The 17733-nt window shown below is 72.2% G+C and carries 16 protein-coding genes; 7 read left to right on the top strand and 9 right to left on the bottom strand.

Going from position 1 to position 17733, the window contains the following annotated elements:
• Nucleotides 1-87: 87 nt before the first annotated feature.
• The gene (locus ABD978_RS15340) at nucleotides 88-2013 is read right to left on the bottom strand and encodes a serine/threonine-protein kinase (RefSeq protein ID WP_345354042.1); all 1926 of its coding nucleotides are present in this window, start codon (nucleotides 2011-2013) and stop codon (nucleotides 88-90) included.
• 84 nt (nucleotides 2014-2097) lie between these two features.
• Nucleotides 2098-2742 (bottom strand): ferritin-like fold-containing protein, encoded by a 645-nt coding sequence (locus ABD978_RS15345; protein ID WP_345354043.1) that lies wholly within the window; start codon nucleotides 2740-2742, stop codon nucleotides 2098-2100.
• A 348-nt stretch (nucleotides 2743-3090) separates the two neighbouring features.
• On the opposite strand from ABD978_RS15345, the gene ABD978_RS15355 reads away from it, so the two are divergent.
• Entirely contained in the window at nucleotides 3091-5067 is a 1977-nt protein-coding gene (locus tag ABD978_RS15355) for a DEAD/DEAH box helicase (RefSeq protein ID WP_425550732.1), read from the top strand.
• A 93-nt stretch (nucleotides 5068-5160) separates the two neighbouring features.
• Here the strand turns inward: ABD978_RS15355 and ABD978_RS15360 are convergent, their stop codons facing one another.
• Nucleotides 5161-6975 carry a serine/threonine-protein kinase gene (locus ABD978_RS15360; protein ID WP_345354047.1) on the bottom strand — a complete coding sequence of 605 codons (1815 nt, stop codon included), beginning with the start codon at nucleotides 6973-6975 and terminating at the stop codon, nucleotides 5161-5163.
• Nucleotides 6976-7067: 92 nt separating this feature from the next.
• On the bottom strand, nucleotides 7068-7796 hold the full coding sequence (locus tag ABD978_RS15365; RefSeq protein WP_345354049.1) for a glycerophosphodiester phosphodiesterase: 729 nt from the start codon (nucleotides 7794-7796) through the stop codon (nucleotides 7068-7070).
• A gap of 91 nt (nucleotides 7797-7887) precedes the next feature.
• Between ABD978_RS15365 and ABD978_RS15370 the strand changes: the two genes are divergently transcribed.
• Together ABD978_RS15370 and ABD978_RS15375 are read left to right on the top strand one after the other, a co-directional pair.
• A complete protein-coding gene (locus tag ABD978_RS15370; RefSeq protein ID WP_345354051.1) occupies nucleotides 7888-8757 on the top strand; it encodes an alpha/beta fold hydrolase in 870 nt (289 codons plus the stop codon).
• A gap of 95 nt (nucleotides 8758-8852) precedes the next feature.
• The gene (locus ABD978_RS15375) at nucleotides 8853-9749 is read left to right on the top strand and encodes an oxygenase MpaB family protein (protein ID WP_345354053.1); all 897 of its coding nucleotides are present in this window, start codon (nucleotides 8853-8855) and stop codon (nucleotides 9747-9749) included.
• An 87-nt stretch (nucleotides 9750-9836) separates the two neighbouring features.
• Here ABD978_RS15375 and ABD978_RS15380 read toward each other — a convergent pair whose 3' ends face one another.
• A complete protein-coding gene (locus tag ABD978_RS15380) occupies nucleotides 9837-10718 on the bottom strand; it encodes a RecB family exonuclease (protein WP_345354055.1) in 882 nt (293 codons plus the stop codon).
• A gap of 4 nt (nucleotides 10719-10722) precedes the next feature.
• Nucleotides 10723-11418 carry an MBL fold metallo-hydrolase gene (locus tag ABD978_RS15385; RefSeq protein WP_345354057.1) on the bottom strand — a complete coding sequence of 232 codons (696 nt, stop codon included), beginning with the start codon at nucleotides 11416-11418 and terminating at the stop codon, nucleotides 10723-10725.
• A gap of 192 nt (nucleotides 11419-11610) precedes the next feature.
• On the opposite strand from ABD978_RS15385, the gene ABD978_RS15390 reads away from it, so the two are divergent.
• Nucleotides 11611-12225 carry a LysE family translocator gene (locus ABD978_RS15390; RefSeq protein WP_345354059.1) on the top strand — a complete coding sequence of 205 codons (615 nt, stop codon included), beginning with the start codon at nucleotides 11611-11613 and terminating at the stop codon, nucleotides 12223-12225.
• Nucleotides 12226-12602: 377 nt separating this feature from the next.
• On the opposite strand, the gene ABD978_RS15395 is transcribed toward ABD978_RS15390, so the two are convergent.
• The 3 genes from ABD978_RS15395 to ABD978_RS15405 form a co-directional block, all read right to left on the bottom strand.
• Nucleotides 12603-13445 (bottom strand): PHP domain-containing protein, encoded by an 843-nt coding sequence (locus ABD978_RS15395; RefSeq protein ID WP_345354061.1) that lies wholly within the window; start codon nucleotides 13443-13445, stop codon nucleotides 12603-12605.
• 7 nt (nucleotides 13446-13452) lie between these two features.
• Entirely contained in the window at nucleotides 13453-14073 is a 621-nt protein-coding gene (locus ABD978_RS15400; protein WP_345354063.1) for a DUF6758 family protein, read from the bottom strand.
• 61 nt (nucleotides 14074-14134) lie between these two features.
• A complete protein-coding gene (locus ABD978_RS15405) occupies nucleotides 14135-15073 on the bottom strand; it encodes an HpcH/HpaI aldolase/citrate lyase family protein (protein WP_345355898.1) in 939 nt (312 codons plus the stop codon).
• Between the two features lie 42 nt (nucleotides 15074-15115).
• Here ABD978_RS15405 and ABD978_RS15410 point away from each other — a divergent pair, with 42 nt between their 5' ends.
• The 3 genes from ABD978_RS15410 to ABD978_RS15420 all read left to right on the top strand — a co-directional run bounded on the left by ABD978_RS15410 (nucleotide 15116) and on the right by ABD978_RS15420 (nucleotide 17733).
• Complete coding sequence (locus ABD978_RS15410; protein ID WP_345354065.1) at nucleotides 15116-15628, top strand: hypothetical protein; 513 nt, start codon at nucleotides 15116-15118, stop codon at nucleotides 15626-15628.
• 195 nt (nucleotides 15629-15823) lie between these two features.
• Entirely contained in the window at nucleotides 15824-17167 is a 1344-nt protein-coding gene (locus ABD978_RS15415; protein ID WP_345354067.1) for a magnesium transporter MgtE N-terminal domain-containing protein, read from the top strand.
• Nucleotides 17164-17733: a DUF1003 domain-containing protein gene (locus tag ABD978_RS15420; RefSeq protein ID WP_345354069.1), complete on the top strand. Its 570-nt coding sequence runs from the start codon at nucleotides 17164-17166 to the stop codon at nucleotides 17731-17733. Before ABD978_RS15415 ends, ABD978_RS15420 begins: the two co-directional genes overlap by 4 nt.

The raw sequence follows: 17733 nt of genomic DNA on the forward strand, positions 1-17733 counted from the left end.
GGAATCCGGCCGCGCGTCGGGAGTCCGTGGGCGTGGGACGCCGCCCCGTACGAGACCCGGCCCCGGGGGCGGTGGCCGCGACGCGCGTCAGGAGTGCGTGGGCGTGGGGGCGGCCGTCTTCGTCGCCGTCCCGGGTTGGGACGCCTTGGCCGTCGCCGCGATCTCCGGGCGGACGTACGCGCCCAACTTCTCGTACGGAACATCGAACGCGCGGCCGAGATCGGCGTGCGGGCAGCCCAGGTCGATCCAGCCGCGGATCGTGAACGTGATGCCGGTGACGGTGGGGGCGATCTCGAGCCCTCGGCCGAGGTCGTGTCCGGTCAGCGGCTGGCCCTGAGCGCAGACGCCGCCGTTCACCTGCGGATCCATGATCCGCGCGAGAGCGCGCGCGCCGGCCGCGGTGCGCGCGGCCGGAAGCAGCAGGTCCGCGACGCCCAGCGCCCTGCCCGTCGCCAGGTCCAGCACGACGGTGTCCTGGGAACTGGCGGGGATCTGCCGGTTCGAGTCGCTGCTGTCGGCGAACGTGTAGGTGACCGACAGGAGCTTCGGACCGCCCAGCCCCACCGTCGGGGCCGACTCCAGCGTGCCGGTCGGCAGGCTCATCGCCTGGCCCGCCGACATGACGAAGGCGGGCTTCAACTGGGCGAGGGTCCGGTCGACCGGGGCCCGCAGCGCCTTGTTGACCTTCGCCTGTACGGCGGCGTCCTTCAGGCCGCTCACCTGGATGTACCGCGTGATCATGGTGCGCCCCTTGTGGAGCGTCGTGCTGGTGGACGCCACGTTCACGCGGAGCGGCTGTACGGCGGCCGTCGGCCGCGTCGGTCCGGCCGAGGGGTGGTGGTCCCCTCCCCGGGAGGCGACGACGGCGGCGGTCCCGGCCGCTCCGACGACGATGACACCCGCGATGGCGACGGACGCCTTCGCCCCGATGCCCGACAGCAGGGACTTGCCCGCACCCTGCGCGACGGTTCCGGCGTGCGCAGCGCCGCCCGCCGCCTGCGCTCCGCCGCTCCCGGCGCCGGAGGCTCCGCCACCGGCCGCGGTACCCGTACCGCCCGCACCGACGCCGCCCGCCGCGCCTCCACCGGCGGCGCCTCCGCCCACGGCGCCGCCGACCGGGGCGCCCGAGCCGCTCGCGAGGAGCGCGGCGAGGGGGAACAGGGCCGCCAGCCCGGCGGCCGCCTCGGCCAGCCGTCGCCACCCGTTGGACTCCCAGTCCGGCCCGTACTCGGCCGTGGCCACGCGCTCCAGCTCGGCCACGAACGCCCCGGCGGCGACCGGCCGTTCCGCGGGATGCTTGGCCATGCCCCGGACGACCAGGCCCCGGAGCGCCTCCGGGAGCTCGCGCAGAGGGACCTGCGCGTTGGTGTGCTGGGCCCGGTACGCCTGCTCGGTCTCGCCCTGGAACGGGGTGTGGCCGGTGACACACTCGAAGAAGACGCAGGTCGCCGCGTACACGTCGGTGGCCGGGGTGGCGGGCGCGCCCTGCCACTGCTCCGGCGCCATGTAGGGCGGCGTGCCCAGGGCCAGGCCGCTCTGCCCGGAACGCAGCGCGATGCCGAAGTCGATGAGCGTGCTCTGGCCGTCGGCGCGCACCAGGACGTTCGGGGGCTTGTAGTCGCGGTGCACGACGCCGCGCTCATGCGCGGTGCCCAGGCCGAGGAGCGACCCCTTGAGCACCGCCAGAGCCGCCTGCGGCTCGAGCGGGGCGTCCTCGTCCAGGAGCGCGCGCAGCGAGATCCCGTCGACCGCCTCCATCACGATCGCCGCGCCGTGCTCCGTCTCGACGAAGTCGTACAGGCGCGCGATGTGCGGGCTGTCGAGCTGCCGGAGTATCCGCGCCTCGGCCCGGAAGCCGCCCAGAAACCGCTGGTCGGCGAGGAGATTCGCGGTCAGGTACTTGACCGCGACCTGCGCGCCGGACGCGTCGTGCCGGGCGAGCACCACCCGCCCGAAGCCGCCCCTGCCCAGCTCTCGCACTTCCGAGTAGCCGGGAAGCGCCCAATCGCCCAAATTCGTCCTCCTCTACCAAGAGGGGGAAGTTACTGGATACGCATGGTCACGGGAAGCAACGCCACGCACCATCCGGGACGAAGATCAATCGCGCAGGTCGACGGCCCGCATCCGGGCCTGGTGCCGGTCGACGATCCGGCCGAACATCGTCGCGACGTCCTCGTCCCCGAACAGCGCTCCCACCTCGGGGCCCCGCTCCGTGATCGCATGGGCCTGGCTGAGCGCCTCGCCCACCAGGCGCCGGGCCCACAGCCCCAGCCGGGACGCCAGCCGGGCGTCGGTCTCCGCCGCCGCGCGCAGCCGCTCGGTCAGGATCTCCGCGTGACCGGAATCGGCCAGCGACTCATGCACCACCGAACGCGTTTCGGGATCGGTCCTCTCCACCGCCTCGCGGTAGAGGTCGGCCAGGATGGAGTCGGCGACGTACACCTTGACCAGCGCCTCCATCGCGTCGGCGGGCCGAGTACGCCCATGGAACGCGGTGATCGCGTCCTGGTACGGCCGCATCGCCTCGTACGGGTCCACGCCGGCCTCGATCAGCCGGTCGCGTAGCCGCTCGAACTGAGCGAACGCCCCGGTCGCCAGGCCGGCGAGCACGACCTTGTCCTCGTAGGACGCCGTACGGCCCGCGTCCGCCGCCCGCTCCTCGAACGCGGTCAACCGCACGCACGCCAGCAGTCCGTAGAGGGCACGCGGCCGGGAGGGAGAGGGGGGTGCGGCCGGAGACATGAAATGAAATCGTACGCTGAGGCGTTGACAAGAACAGCGGGGGCTTTTGAAATCCGCCCCCGCCAGCTACACTGCGTGTCGAACTGTGACCGATCGCGGCAGAGCGCGACCCCATACCCGGTCACACCCTAGGAAGAATTTGTCGGCTGGTCCCTCCCGCGCGAAGGCGCGACCGAACGCGACGACCGGTGGGCGCCACAGAGCCCTGCCGGAGACGGCGCATGAGGCGCATCCGCGAGACGGCTCGCCGCGTCACCGGACACGGTGCGCACGCGGCGTTGAGCGGACCCCGCACACTGGAGGCTGAAGGCCCTGACGACGTTCCATGAACTCGGAGTTGTCCCCGAAATAGCAGACGCCCTCGAAACCGAGGGCATCGTCGAACCGTTCCCGATCCAGCTGCTCGCGATACCCATCGGTCTCGGCGGGCACGACATCATCGGCCAGGCCCGCACGGGCACCGGCAAGACCCTGGCCTTCGGCATCCCGCTGCTGCAGCGCATCGAACACGGCGGGAAGAAGCCGCAGGCCCTGGTCATCGTGCCGACGCGTGAGCTGGCCGTCCAGGTCACCGACGACCTGACCACCGCCGGCGGCAAGCTCGGCAGCCGCGTCCTGTCGGTGTACGGCGGCCGCGCGTACGAACCGCAGATCGACGCCCTCAAGAACGGCGTCGAGGTGGTCGTCGGCACGCCCGGCCGGCTGCTCGACCTGGTCAAGCAGAAGTACCTCGACCTTTCCCAGGTGTCGGTGCTCGTCCTGGACGAGGCCGACCGCATGCTCGACCTCGGCTTCCTGCCCGACATCGAGCGTCTCGTCGCCAAGGTGCCCGAGCGGCGCCAGACGATGCTGTTCTCGGCCACCATGCCCGGCGAGATCGTCGCGCTGTCGCGCAAGTACCTCACCCGGCCGACCAACGTACGGGCCGAGTCGCACGAGGAGTCGGAGACCACTCCGCAGGTCGCGCAGCACGTGTTCCAGGCGCACCAGATGGACAAGCCCGAGCTGCTCGCTCGCGTCCTGCAGGCGCGGGGCCGCGGACTGACCATGGTGTTCTGTCAGACCAAGCGCGCCTGTGACCGGGTCGCCGAGGACCTCACCCGGCGTGGCTTCGCCGCCGCCGCCGTGCACGGCGACCTCGGCCAGGGGCAGCGCGAGCGGGCCCTGCGCGCCTTCCGCGCCGGCAAGATCGACGTGCTCGTCGCCACGGACGTGGCGGCGCGCGGCCTCGACGTCGACGACGTCACCCACGTCGTCAACTACGAGTGCCCGGACGCCGCCGACACCTACGTGCACCGCATCGGCCGTACCGGCCGTGCGGGCAAGGAGGGCATCGCGGTCACGCTCGTCGACTGGTCGGATCTGCAGCGCTGGAAGCTGATCAACAGCGCGCTCGGTCTGGACTTCGCCGAGCCGGTCGAGACCTACTCCACCTCCGAGCACCTGTACGAGGAACTGGACATCCCGTCCGACATCACCGGCATCCTGCCCAAGGCGCAGCGGGACCGGGCCGGTCTGGAGGCCGAAGAGGTCGAGGACATCGGCGAGACCGGCCGTAACCGGTCGCACGGGCGGCAGCACGAGGAGCCACCCCGCCCGGCACGGCAGCGCAACAGCCGCTCGCGGCAGCGCACGCGCGGCGGCCGCCCGCTGGAGCATGACGGCGACGCGGCGGTCGCGGCGGAGGAGACGGCCCGGCGGCACACGCGTCGGCCGGTGGAGGCCGCGGCGCATCCGGCCGAGCCGGTGCCGGCCGCGGTGACGGCTTCGGCAGCGACCGTGGAGGCGCAGGAGGCTCCCGCGGAGGCACCGGAGGCCGCCACGACCGTACGCCGCACCCGGCGGCGAGCCGTGGAGGCGCAGGAGGCTCCCGCGGAGGCACCGGAGGCCGCCACGACCGTACGCCGCACCCGGCGGCGAGCCGTGGAGGCACAGGAGGCTCCCGCGGAGGCAGCGGAGGCAGCGGAGGCCGCCACGACCGTACGCCGTACGCGTCGGCGAGCCGTGGAGGCGCAGGACACGGTGCCGGTGATCGACACCAGCGCCGACGTGGTCGAGACCGCCGAGGCGGACGAGGTTCCGACCCCGTTCGTCGCGGACGACGCGGTGCCCGCGGCACGGCCCGAGCCCGTCACGGCTCCCGTGGCACGGCCCGAGCCGGCCACGGCTCCCGTGATGATCAGCCCGGCGGGCATCCCGATGGTGCAGTTCCTGCCGCCACCCATCGACGTGACCGACGAGATGCCGGAGTACGTCGAGCCGGTACGCCCTGCGGCAAGGAAGAAGCGCCGCACGCGGACCGGTGGGGCGCGCGAATCCGTCTGACCGACGGCCGAAGGAGGGGCGTGATCACGATCACGCCCCTTATTCATGCCCCGGCGAGGGTGCGTCAGGCAGGAACCGGTGGCGTCGGGGCCCTTAGCTCCCGCTCTTGATCCGCGATATGGAGTAGTCGTCGAAGTCGACGACCGTTCGGCCACCGTGCGCCCCGCTGCCGCGCATCACCACGAGGCCGGTCTGCCCGTCCGCCAAAGGGTCGTCGCCGTCCGTCGCCGCGATGGTGAGCCTGCCGTTCACCCACAGCCGGAGACGGACCTTCGCCCCCTCGGGTTCGCAGTCGACCGTGAAGTGATTCTTGCGGCTCCCCGCGGCGCCGGCCGGCTCATAGCCCGGCGCGTTCGGTACCTGCGCGAGTGTCCGGGAGCCGCCCGCAGTGATCTTGCGGATGTACGCGCCCTGTCCGTCATGCCTGACCAGGAACACGTAGCCGTCGAGAATCCGGTCGTCCGCTCCGCGGCACCACAGGCCCATCGTGCCGTCGCCCGCGCCGGAGACCACGGCCACGTCGACGCTCACCTCCATGGCTGCGGGGAGGTACCGCGCGGGGTACTGCGCGGGCTTCGAATCGTTGGCGGCGGCCCGGCCCTCAGCCGTCATGCGATACCGGCCATCGACGTACGAGGTGTACTTGTCGCGGTCCCAGGTCGGCGTGTCAGGCGAGAAGCCGTTGGAGTAGACGGGGACGGTCCGCGTCGTCCGGCCGCCGGACGGCATCAGTGCGACGGTCGCCCCGATCCCGGCGGCTACCGCAGCGGTGGCGGCCGCGACGGTCCAGGCGATACGCCGGGTCCTGGCGCGGTGCCGTACCCCGGCCTCTCCACGCGCCGCCGGCTCCGGGCTTCCGGGATCCATCGTCGCGACGAGGGTGGCACCGGGGTCCGACGCGGCGCCGGACGACGCGTGTCCGGCGTCCGGCTCCGGTCCGAGCGCGCCGGCCGCTGCCGAACCGGTGTCCAGGGCGACCGGTGAGGGCCCGGTAAGCCCCGCCCGCCTGCCCTCGGCTCCTGCGTCGTCCGGTATCCGTGCCGCGTCGCTCGACGACCTCGTCCGGTCGTCCGACGGCGCGGCCCGCGCGTGCCCTGTCAGGCCGGTCAGCAGCTCCTGAGCGGACGGCCGCCGCGCCGGGTCCTTGTCCAGCGCTCGCTCCACCAGCGGCCGTACGGACTCGTCGAGACCGTTGAGCGACGGCGCCTCGTGCATGATCCGGTACAGCACGGCCGGCAGCCCCTCGCCGGGGAACGGCGTGCCGCCCGTACCGGCGAAGGCCACGACGGCGCCCCAGGCGAAGACGTCGGACGCCGTGGTGGCGCGCCGCCCTTGGATGACCTCCGGGGCCATGTAGGCGGGAGTACCGACGATCTGGCCGGGTCGAGTCGCCTCGGTCACGCTGTCGAGGGCCCGCGCGATGCCGAAGTCGATCACCCGGGGACCCATCGGGGACAGCAGAACGTTCTCGGGTTTCAGGTCGCGGTGCACGATGCCCGCCCCGTGGATCGCGCCCAGGGCCGTCGCCACTCCCACCGCGAGGTGGTCGAGACTCGAACCCCGCATCGGGCCGGACGCCCGTACGAACTCCTTCAGGTTCGGCCCGGCCACATACTCGGTGACGATGTACAGCGGCTCCTCGTCGACCCGGGCGTCGAGCACCGGAGCGGTGCAGAACCGGCGGACCCGGCGGGCGGCCGCCACCTCGCGGCGGAACCGATCGCGGAAGGCGGGGTCCTGCGCGAAGTCCACGTTGATCACTTTGACGGCCACACGTTCGCCCGAGGCGGACGCGGCGAGATAGACCGTGCCCATCCCCCCTTGGCCGACCACCCCGAGCAGGCGGTACGGGCCCAGCTCCGCCGGGTCCGTGGCGCGCAGCGGGCGGATCCGGTCGTCGGCCGCCATCCTTTCGGACCCCCCATATCACCGCATGACAGAATGATCACGCAGACTAACGGAGATGGCGGTCCGCAGCCGGGGAAACGGAATCCAGTGCCTTATCCGGCGGTGGACAGGCCCCCCTGGCGCAACCGCAGGGCGTGGCGCGGCCGGTCGGTGATCAGGACGGTCACCCGCTCGTCGCCGAGGAACCGCCGCATCCTCGGCTCGTCGTTGACCGTCCAGACCATGGCCGGAATGCCCAGCCGGCCGCACATGTGCAGCACGGTGGCGCGCGCCAGCCGGCGATGGACGGCGAGCCAGTCGGCGCCGCACTCGCGCATGCGGCGCAGCGGGTACAGCTCCTGGATCCGGGTCGGCGCCTTCATCAGCCACGAGACCTCGCGGAGGCTGCGCCCGAGGGACAGAGCCGCGGTCACCTGGGGGAACTCCCGTTTGATCCGAGCGATCGAGGAGTCCTCCAGCGTGGTCGCGACGAAGCCGTCCGGGCCGAGCGTGTCGAGGGCGAGGGTGATGATCTCGCTCTCGTCGCCGATCTCCTTGAGGTCGAGATGGCCCTTCATGCGGCCCGCGATCAGGATCATGACATCGCGGACGCGTGGCACGCGGAAACCCGCGACGGCGCACAGCTCGTCGTAGGTCAGCGCCGCCACGGGACGGTTCGCGATACGTTGATCGTGGAAGACGACGAACTCTCCGTCGCGCGTGCGGCGGATGTCGAACTCGACGTACTCCGCGCCCGTCGTCAGAGCGCTCTCGTACGCCTCCCAGGTGGCGGCCCGGGCGACCTCGGATCCGCCCTTGTGGGCGGAGACGGCAGCCGTCATGTCTCGAGGGTACCTTCGCGTTCCCCAGCGGATGACCAGCCAAATCGCTACGATGGTGTCGATATTGGCATGTGCAAGTAAGCTCCTGCCAGTGAGTACGCCCCGGTTCCTCAGTCTGCCTCCCGGCGTCCGCCGCACGGAGATCAACACCTCGCGCGGCACGTTCGCCGTGCTCGAGGCGCTTCCGGGCTCCGGCGTCTGCGAGCGCGGCCCGGCACTGCTGGTGCCCGGCTTCACCGGGAGCAAAGAGGACTTCATCGCGGTGCTGCAGACGCTCGCGGGCGGCGGGCGCCGCGTCGTCGCGCTCGACATGCGCGGCCAGCACGAGACTCCCGGTCCGGACGACCCGGCGGCCTACAGCTGCGCCGCGCTCGGCGCGGACATCGCCGCCGTCCTGGAGTACTTCGACGACCAGGTGCACCTGGTCGGGCACTCCTTCGGTGGGCTCGTGACACGCGAGACGGTGCTGTGCGATCCCGAGCTGCTGGCGTCGTACACGCTGATGAGCTCGGGTCCGGCCGCGATCGGCGGGTCGCGCGAGGTCGAGGGCCAGGTCCTGCTCGCGGCACTGCCCAAGGTCGGCCTGGAGCACCTGTGGACGACCCGGATCGAGCCCGGGGTGATCACCAAGGGGGTGCCTCCGGAGATCGTGGCGTTCCTGCGCCGGCGGATGTTCTCGAACTCCCCCACCGGCCTGATGGCCATGGCCCGGGAGGTCCTGTCCTCCCCGGACCGGGTCGACGACCTCGCGAAGGTCACCGAGGACGCCGGCCTGCCCGTCCTCGTGCTGTACGGCGAGAACGACGACGGGTGGGAGCCCCGCGAGCAGGCCGCCATGGCCGAGCGCCTGGGCGCCCGCAAGGTCGTCATCCCCGGCGCGGCCCACTCCCCCGCCGTGGAGGCTCCCGAGACCACCGCGAGCGCGCTGACCTCCTTCTGGAACGACGCCGAGCGCGCCTGACCGAGATTCATCGCGGCCGGCCGACGCCGGGACCGGACGGCTTTGAGACAAGATACGACTAGCGTCTCATGTAACTGAGGACTTACGATGGCGCCATGGAAGCGACCGTCCAGCCCCCGCAGAGTGTGACCTGGCAGGTGCACATCGACCGGTCGATGTGGATCGGCGGGGTGCGCAGTCTCATGTTGCAGGCCCTGCACCCGCTCGCCATGCGCGGGGTCTGGCAGAACTCCAACTTCCAGGAGGACCCCATCGGCCGGCTGCAGCGCACGGCCGACTTCGTCGGCGTGGTGACGTGGGGCACGCCCGAAGAGGCCGATCGCCTCGGCCGCAAGGTGAGGGACATCCATCGCGCGTTGCGGATCAAGGACCCGGACACGGGGCGCGTGCACCGCGTCGACGATCCCGAACTGCTCCTGTGGGTTCACTGCGCGGAGGTCTTCTCCTACCTCGAGGCCGCGCGCCGCTCCGGACTGCGGCTCACCGACCGGCAGGCCGACCGCTACCTCGCCGAGCAGCGCCGCAGCGCCACCTACGTCGGCCTGCACGAGGAGGACGTCCCGGGCAGCGTGGCGGAGATGACGGCCTTCTTCGCGGAGATGCGCCCACGGCTGAAGGTCACGCCGGAGGCCCGCTCGACCGTACGGTTCCTGCTGTGGCCGAGGCTGCCGGAGGAGATGCGGTGGATGTCGGCGGGCAAGCCGATGTACGTCCCGTTCGGCGCGCTGTGCTACTACTCGCTGCCCGGCTGGGCCCGGCGGATGTACGGGATCCTGCCCGAGATACCGGGTCCGGTCGTCACGGCGGCGCTCCGGTCCTTCCGCCTGGCGGCGAACGCCCTCCCGGAGAAGGTCCACGACCTGACGTTCCAGCAGACGACCAAGGACATGCTCGAGGGCGCCCGGCAGCGGCTCACCGCCGAGGGCTACGACCTCGGCAAGGGCCTGCAGGGCCTGCGCGACCCCCGCCGCTGGCCCAAGGCCGCCGCCTGAGCACCGTCCCGGCGGTCGCTGACCGACCCGGCCGTCGATCCGCTCGCGCAGAAGGTCCGGCGTGGCCCTTGCGGCGCCCGCCGTGGATCACTCCGCGAGGGCGGACCAGGGGTCGCGGGCGGGGGCGGCGGCGCGGCCCTCCGGGCAGTGGCGCACGTAGTCGCACCAGGCGCATAGCGCGCCGGGGCTAGGCGGGAACCGCTCGTCGAAGGGCGCGTGGCGGCGTTCCGGCGGCAGGACCTGGGCGTCCACCGGCCGGGCGTGGGCGCGGTACCACTCGTCCGCCTCGCCGCACTCCTCGGCGATCTGCTCCGCGCGGCGGACGTGCCGGTCCAGGGAGTCGTCGGTGTGCTCCCAGACCGCGACCTCACCGGTCGGCAGGTGGTGGAGTTCGACGAGGCGGCACCGGGTCCGCATCATCCGGTTGGCCGAGGCGGCGTACAGCGCGAGGGCCAGGGACGCGCGGGCGTCGTCGGAGGTGAGCGGCCGGCGGCCGGTCTTGTAGTCGACGACCACGAGCTCGTCGCCGCGCCGGTCCAGCCGGTCGACCCGCCCCTGGACGGTGATCAGGTGGGTCTTCATCGAGACCGTGCGCTCGACGCCGACCGGCTCGTCCGCCGGGTCGAGTCCGGCGGTGTAGCGCAGGACCATCTCCCGGGCCCGGTGGCGCCACTCGATGGACTGCGCGTCATCCCGGAAGCCGTCGGTCAGCCAGCCCCGGTCGAGCAGCCGGCCGGCGGCCTCGGTGGTGCGCTCCTCGATGGGCAGCCGCCACCAGCCGGCCAGGGCGTTGTGGACGCTGGCCCCGACGCTGTTGTGCGCCCACGGCGGACCCTTCTCGGGCTTCGGCCGGTCCAGGTAGGTCATCCGATAGCGGCGCGGACAGTCCAGCCAGGTGTTCAGCCGGGAGGGCGTGCAGGGGTAGAGCCGCCTCGGCATCCCCTCGAATCCGAGCTGCTCGGCCGCCATCGCGTCAGTCCTCGGAGCTCGGCTCCTGCGCGAGCGCGAACCAGCTCTCCCACTGGGCGTCCTCGTCGCCGACGGTGGTCTCCTCGCCCTGGCCGGGCAGCACCCGCGTGTCCTTGGGCAGCGGCCCGAGCAGCGACCCGATGGAGTTCAGCTGGTCCTGAAGGTCGTGGTACTCCTCCCCAACCAGGCCCGGCCGCCCCTTGTGCAGGGTGTCGCCGGAGAACAGCACGCCGAGCTGATCGCTGTAGAGGCAGATGCTGCCGGGCGTGTGCCCGGGCGTGTGCATGACCTCCAGCTGCGCGCCACCGATCTCGAAGATGCCGCCATCCTCGATGTCGATGTCCGGGGTGAGGTCCTTCATGAACTCCGAGTCCTCGTCCTTCTTGGCGAGGGCGCGGAAGTACTGACGCCACAGGAGGCGGTCCCGGGAGTGCAGCCCGATCGGCGCCGGGTCCTCCTCGTCGGCCTCGGCGATCTCGAGGACCGCGCCGAGGTGATGATCGCGACCGTCGGTGCAGATGACGGCCATCACCTCGCGCTCGCCGATCTCCTTGAGGATCGCCTCGGCGTCGTTGGCGGGGTCGATGACGATCACCGCGTCGTCGTCCCCGACGATGTACGTGTTGCTCTCGATGTCGTACTCGGTGTCGTCGACCGTGACCTTGCCTGACGTCACCACTTTGTCGATACGCGCGTCCACACCGGAACCTTACCGACTTCCCACGCCGGACGCGCAGCACGCGGACCGATCCGGCCGCCGAGGCCGCCGCCGGACCACGGCGGATGCGATCAACATCGACGAAACACGCGTGAAACAGGGCCGCCTTACCCTCCACATCGGGCATCTGCCGCAAAGGGGTTCATTCGTGCACGATTCAGCCGAGGGTCGTCGATGGGCGAGGTGATCTGGCTCGGTGTGCTGCTGGGCGTCGGCGCGGCCCTGTCCGTGGGGCCCATCTTCGTCACCATCCTGAACGAGGCGGCCACCCGCGGGTTCGGCGCCGCGTTCCGCGTCATCCTCGGCTCCGCCACCGCCGACGTCGCCCTCCTGCTGCCCGCGCTGGCGTTCGCCTGGGTCATCGCGGCCGTCGCCCAGGCCGCGTTCTGGGTCGGGCTGGTCGGCGCGGCGTTCTTCCTCTGGCTGGCCGTCGGCGCCATACGGGACGCCGTACGCCTCTGGCGCGCGAAGTCGGTCCCGAACGCGGAGGGCTGGGCGTTCTGGAAGGGCGTCATCGGAAACCTCGCCAACCCGCTGACGTGGACGTTCTGGCTGGCCACCGGCACGCCCGCGATGCTCCGCGCCGAGCACCTCGCCGGCCCGGCCGGCCTGGCGGTGTTCACCGTGACGTGGTTCGTGGTCGCCTCCGGCCTGGAGGCCGTCATCGCCCTGGCCGTGGCCCGCTCGGGCCACCGCATCGGCCACCGCGCCCAGGGCGCCTTCATAGCTGTGTCCGGCGTCGTCTTCGCGACCCTCGCCGGCCTGATGCTGACCCGCTCCACAGGCTGATCATCGGCATCCGCCGTGCGGGGGGACGGTGGCTTCGCCGCCGGCGTGGTCACGTTGCCGCCGGCGTTGACGGGTCGATGACCGATTCGCCAGGCCTGGCACGTCAACGCCGACGTCAATGTGCTGATCGGTCCGACGGGATCGCCCTGTGATCAGGCAGACCGCGCTCGAGGCCGAGACCAAGGTTCGGGGAAGGCCAGCGGTCCCGGAGAATTGTCCTGGTTAAGGACTTGCTTCGGGTGGGTTCACCGAGCATTACGCCGTTCAGAAACTGATCCCTGGTGTCCGCTGCGTTCCAGGCGCAGTATCCGCCAGTGATCGAGGCTCACGAGTCGGGGCCGGCGCTGGGCGGGCCCCTGCCGTGTTCCGGGTGGCCGTCAGGGTTCCGGGGTCGCGCCGGTGGCCTCGGACAACAGCGCCTCGTACGCCTCCGGAGTCGTGGTCTCGGCGCCTAGGCGGTGGGCGGTGAGGGTGCCGTGGTCGTCGCTCGCGCCCGTCGTGAACAGGCGCAGGTCGGCCGCGAGTCCGCGCAGGTGGGCGCGGTCGGCCTCCGTGTGGTCCGGGTGGTCGGCCTCGACGCCGGCGAGGCCGACTCCGGCCAGCCGCGCGATCTCGTCGTCGGTGAACACGTAGCCGCGCCGGGACGCGCGGGGGTGCGCCAGCACGGGGACGCCGCCGGCCTCACGGACGAGCCCTACGGCCGTGACGGCGTCCAGGGCGTACCGGTCGACGTACGCGCGGCCGCCCGCGCCGATCCACTCCCGGGTGAACGCCTCCTCCACGTTCGGCACCACTCCGGCCTCGACCAGGGCGCGGGCGATGTGGGGCCGCCCAGGGACGGAGTCACCGGTGATCCGCTGGACCATCTCCCAGGTGACCGGCGTGCCGAGTCGGCCGAGGCGCTCGACCATGCCGCGGGCCCGGTGGGCGCGGTCGTCGCGGATGCGCCGGCGTTCGGCGGCCAGTGCGGGCTCGTCCGGGTCGAACAGGTACGCCAGCAGGTGGAGGCTGCGGCCGCCGAGGCGGCAGGACAGCTCCATGCCGCGGACGAGGGTCATGCCGGGCGGGAGCGCGCGTACGGCCTCGGGGTGACCGGCGACGGTGTCGTGGTCGGTCAGCGCGAGGACGTCGGCGCCTGCGGCGTGGGCGCGGCGGACGACGTCGGCGGGCGGCTCGGTGCCGTCCGAGACGGAGCTGTGGGAGTGCAGGTCGATGCGCACGGTCCGATCATGCACCCAGCCGGGGGGACGCCGCGCCGTACGGCAGGTCGAGGTCGATCTCGCGCAGGTCGCTCAGGCGAAGATCCTCCAGCATCAGCGCGCCGGCCTCGGCGGGCCAGAGCACGGCCCACAGCCAGTTGCCGAGCGCCTCGCCGGCGAACGCCGCCGTGTCGGCACCGGGCACGGCCCACAACGGCAGCGGGTGCCCGTCGATGTGCACCTTGGCGTCGGGCGCCGAGGTCCCGAAACCGTGCCCTGGATCGGGGCCGGGCAGCCCGGCGTACGACGCGCCGAGGCCGATGCCGGGCTCCTCGGCGACGAGGATGAGGTCGGCGGGACCGCCGACCGGCGACGGGCCGGACAGCGCGACCGCGACGGCCCGGCCACCGCTGCGCTCGTCTCCGACATCGGCGAAACCGGTGACGAGCCAGCCGAGCGGCAGGGGCCAGGGGACCCAGACAGGGACCCGCGCCTCGGCGCGGACGACCTGGAGCCCCTCCGCGCAGGGTCGCCGGGGCGGGCGCAGCGGGCAGACCTCGCCGTGCACCGCGCAGGTCCAGGCGCTCGACCAGGCGTTCGGCGGGGTCACCGGCCCGCGGCACCGCGGACAGATCGGAGGAGCTTTCATGCTCTTCCACGCTGCTGCCCTCGGCGGGGTCACGTCAAGGTTTCCGGATGCCCTAAAAAGACTATTCAGGTGCTGTGAACTGCTTCGTTCGCCGCAGGCCCGCGGCGCGGCCCTTCGCGGCGATCACCAGGGCCATCTTCCGGGACGCCTCGTCGATCATCTCGTCGCCGAGCATCGCCGCGCCCCGGCCCTGTACCCGGGTCGCGTGATCGTACGCGTCGAGGATCAGCTCGGCGTGGTCGTAGTCGTCCTGGGCCGGGGAGAACACCTCGTTGCAGGCGTCGACCTGAGCCGGGTGCAGCACCCACTTGCCGTCGAAGCCGAGCGCGGCGCTGCGCCGCGCGGCCCGCGTGAACGCCTCGGCGTCGCGGACGTTGAAGTACGGCCCGTCGATGGCCTGCAGGTCCCGGGCGCGGGCGGCGATGAGGATGCGCATCAGGATGTGGTGGTAGGCGTCGCCCTCGGTGTAGCCGGGCGGCTGCTCGCCCACGACGAGCGTCTTCATGTTGATCGAGGCCATCAGGTCGCCCGGACCGAAGATGAGGGCCTCCAGGCGGGGCGACGCGGCGGCGATCTCGTCGATGCGGGTGAGCCCTCGCGCGTCCTCGATCTGCGCCTCGATCCCGATCCGCCCCACGGGCAGGCCGGTGGCCCGCTCGATCTGGGTCAGCAGCACGTCCAGCCAGACCACGTCGCCGGGCGTGGTGACCTTCGGCAGCATCAGGCAGTCCAGGTCCGCCCCCGCCCCCTCCACCACCTCGATCACGTCCCGGTAGGCGAACCCGGTCGTCGCGTCGTTGATCCGGACGACGCGGACCCGGTCGCCCCAGCCGCCGTCGCGCAGCGCGGCCACGGCGTTCGCCCGGGCGTCCGCCTTGGCCGACGGGGCGACGGCGTCCTCCAGATCGAGGAAGAACTCATCGACCGGCAGTCCCCGCGCCTTCTCGATGAACCGCGGATTGCTGGCGGGTACGGCGAGGGTGCTCCGGCGGGCGCGCATCGGCATGCAGCGGATGGTAGCCGCCGTGAGATGCTGCGGCGTATGAGCGATCCCACCACCGCGCTCGTCGAAGAGGCCACCCGGCGGTCGGGGCTGATCTGGCTGACGCTGCCCGACCTCGCCCAGCCGCGCGCCGCCTGGCACTTCTGGCACGAGGGGGCAGCGTACGTCGTGACCGGCGGCATCGAGCAGCCGCTGCCGGGCCTGCCGGAGGCCGAGCGCGTCACCGTCACCGTCCGCAGCAAGGACAAGGGCGGCCGCGTCGTCTCCTGGGTGGCGGCGGTGAGCGAGGTGAAGCCGGGCTCGGAGGATTGGGACGCGGTGGTCCCGCTGCTGGCCAAGGAGCGCCTGAACGCCCCCGACGGCGAGGCGCAGACCGAGCGCTGGGCGCAGGAGGCGTACGTCATGCGGCTCACGCCGACCGGCGAGGTCACCGAGGCGCCCGGGCAGATGCCCGCCGACTACGCCGCCGTACGCCCGGTTCCCAGCCCCGCGACCTCCGTCGGCAAGCCGCCGTTCATGGTCGGCGGCCGGCGCCGCCGCCCCGACCGCTGACACCGCACGGCCCACGCCCTCGTTCGCGGCTCCGGAGGCCTGGCTCGGGGCGTGTCCGATTTATCTCGATCCGGAGGGCCGTGGCGCACCGCGCCCCCGGCCCACCGGCGCGATGGGCCCGCGTCATCTCCTGGCTCCCAGGGAATAGATCGCCCTTTACCTGGAGACAGGACGCGTATCGATAGCCTTCGACCTATGACCGGAACGCCGTCGCGCGTGTTCATCGCGCGCCTGGCGGGAATCGCGGTGTTCGACCCCGCCGGGGACCAGATCGGCCGGGCGCGCGACGTCGTCGTCGCGCTCCGCCCGCCGCCGCGGCCGCCGCGCGTGCTCGGCCTCGTGGTCGAGGTTCCGCCGCACCGTCTCGTCTTCCTGCCGATCACCCGGGTGACCAACATCGACGCCGGCGCGGTGATCTTCGATGGCCGCATCAACATGCGCCGGTTCGAGAAACGCGAGTCCGAGACCCTGGCGATCGGCGAGCTGCTCGACCGGACCGTCGCGCTCGAGGAGACCGGCGAGAAGGCGATCGTCCTGGATCTGGGCATGGAACAGACCCGGACCCGGGACTGGCTGGTCATGAAGGTGGCCGTTCGCCGCGTCGATCAGCCGACCGGCCGGGGCTCGCGGCTGGGCCTGCGCCGACGGCGCGGTGAGACGTTCGTCACCGACTGGGACAAGGTCAGTGGCCTGACGATGGTCGATGAGAAGCAGGGGGCCGCGAACCTCATCGCCGCGTTCGAGCAGATGCGCGCCCCCGACCTGGCGAACCTCGTGCACGAGCTGTCGGCGAAGCGGCGCGCCGAGGTCGCCGCCGCGCTCGACGACCGGCGGCTCGCCGACGTCCTGGAGGAGCTGCCCGAGGACGACCAGGTGGAGATCCTCGGCGAGCTGGGCGTCGACCGCGCCGCCGACGTGCTCGAGGAGATGGGCCCGGACGACGCCGCCGACCTGCTCGGCGAGCTGCCCGCGGAGCAGCGCGAGCAACTGCTCGCGCTGATGCAGCCGGAGGAGGCCGCGCCGGTACGCCGGCTGCTGACCTACGCCGACAACAGCGCGGGCGGCATGATGACCACCGAACCGGTGATCGTGTCCCCGGACGCGACCGTCGCGGAGGCCCTCGCGCTGATCCGCAACGCGGACCTGAACCCGGCGCTGGCCGCCCAGGTGTACGTCTGCCGCCCGCCGACCGCGACGCCGACCGGCCGCTACCTGGGCACCGTCCACTTCCAGCGATTGCTCCGCGAGCCCCCGCCGACCCTGGTCAGCGCGATCTGCGACACCGAGCTGGACCCCCTGCGGCCGTCGCGCTCGCTCGAGGCGGTCGCGAGCTATCTTGCGACGTACAACCTCGTGTCCGTGCCGATCGTCGACGAGGGCGGGCACCTGCTGGGCACGGTCACCGTCGACGACGTCCTCGACCACCTGCTGCCGGACGACTGGCGGGAGAGCGTCATGGACGCGCCGGCGGAGGAGGCCGACGAAGAGGAAGAGTCCCTGCGCGGCGCGGACGTATCCGGTGACGGGAGCCGACCATGAGCACCGCCCTCGGCAGGAGCCGTGACGAGCGCCGGTTCGGGCGCCTCGACCAGCCGCGGGAGTACCGCCGTACGATCCGGCCGCAGCTGTACTACGACCCGGAGGCGTTCGGCCAGTTCTCCGAGCGGATCGCGCGGTTCCTCGGGACGGCGCGGTTCCTCGTCTACATGACGGCGTTCATCACGATCTGGCTCGGCTGGAACGTCTTCGCCCCCACGTTCCTGCGCTGGGACCCTTACCCCTTCATCTTCCTGACCCTGATCCTGTCGCTGCAGGCGTCGTACGCCGCGCCGCTGATCCTGCTGGCCCAGAACCGGCAGGACGACCGCGACCGCGTCCAGTACGAGCAGGACCGCGCCCGCAACGAGCGGAGCGTCTCCGACACCGAGTACCTCACCCGGGAGATCGCCGCCCTGCGCATGGCGATGAACGAGGTCGCCACCCGTGACTGGATCCGCGACGAGCTGGCGCACCTGCTCAAGGAACTGGACGGGCACCGCCCCGCGCCCGAGTGGCGCGATCACCGATCGTCCGGTCCCGGCGAGCTGGGTTCGCCCGTGGATTGA

Source organism: Actinoallomurus liliacearum (genome assembly GCF_039542035.1).
Taxonomy (GTDB): Bacteria; Actinomycetota; Actinomycetes; order Streptosporangiales; family Streptosporangiaceae; genus Actinoallomurus; species Actinoallomurus liliacearum.

Excerpts from the sequence above, each read along its gene's own strand:
- ABD978_RS15365 (WP_345354049.1), bottom strand. The coding sequence starts at position 7,796 with ATGACGGCTGCCGTCTCCGCCCACAAGGGCGGATCCGAGGTCGCCCGG.
- ABD978_RS15380 (WP_345354055.1), bottom strand. The coding sequence starts at position 10,718 with ATGGCGGCCGAGCAGCTCGGATTCGAGGGGATGCCGAGGCGGCTCTAC.
- ABD978_RS15400 (WP_345354063.1), bottom strand. The coding sequence starts at position 14,073 with ATGAAAGCTCCTCCGATCTGTCCGCGGTGCCGCGGGCCGGTGACCCCG.
- ABD978_RS15405 (WP_345355898.1), bottom strand. The coding sequence starts at position 15,073 with ATGCGCGCCCGCCGGAGCACCCTCGCCGTACCCGCCAGCAATCCGCGG.
- ABD978_RS15375 (WP_345354053.1), top strand. The coding sequence starts at position 8,853 with ATGGAAGCGACCGTCCAGCCCCCGCAGAGTGTGACCTGGCAGGTGCAC.
- ABD978_RS15415 (WP_345354067.1), top strand. The coding sequence starts at position 15,824 with ATGACCGGAACGCCGTCGCGCGTGTTCATCGCGCGCCTGGCGGGAATC.
- ABD978_RS15390 (WP_345354059.1), top strand. The coding sequence starts at position 11,611 with ATGGGCGAGGTGATCTGGCTCGGTGTGCTGCTGGGCGTCGGCGCGGCC.
- ABD978_RS15360 (WP_345354047.1), bottom strand. The coding sequence starts at position 6,975 with ATGGCGGCCGACGACCGGATCCGCCCGCTGCGCGCCACGGACCCGGCG.
- ABD978_RS15345 (WP_345354043.1), bottom strand. The coding sequence starts at position 2,742 with ATGTCTCCGGCCGCACCCCCCTCTCCCTCCCGGCCGCGTGCCCTCTAC.
- ABD978_RS15410 (WP_345354065.1), top strand. The coding sequence starts at position 15,116 with ATGAGCGATCCCACCACCGCGCTCGTCGAAGAGGCCACCCGGCGGTCG.
- ABD978_RS15420 (WP_345354069.1), top strand. The coding sequence starts at position 17,164 with ATGAGCACCGCCCTCGGCAGGAGCCGTGACGAGCGCCGGTTCGGGCGC.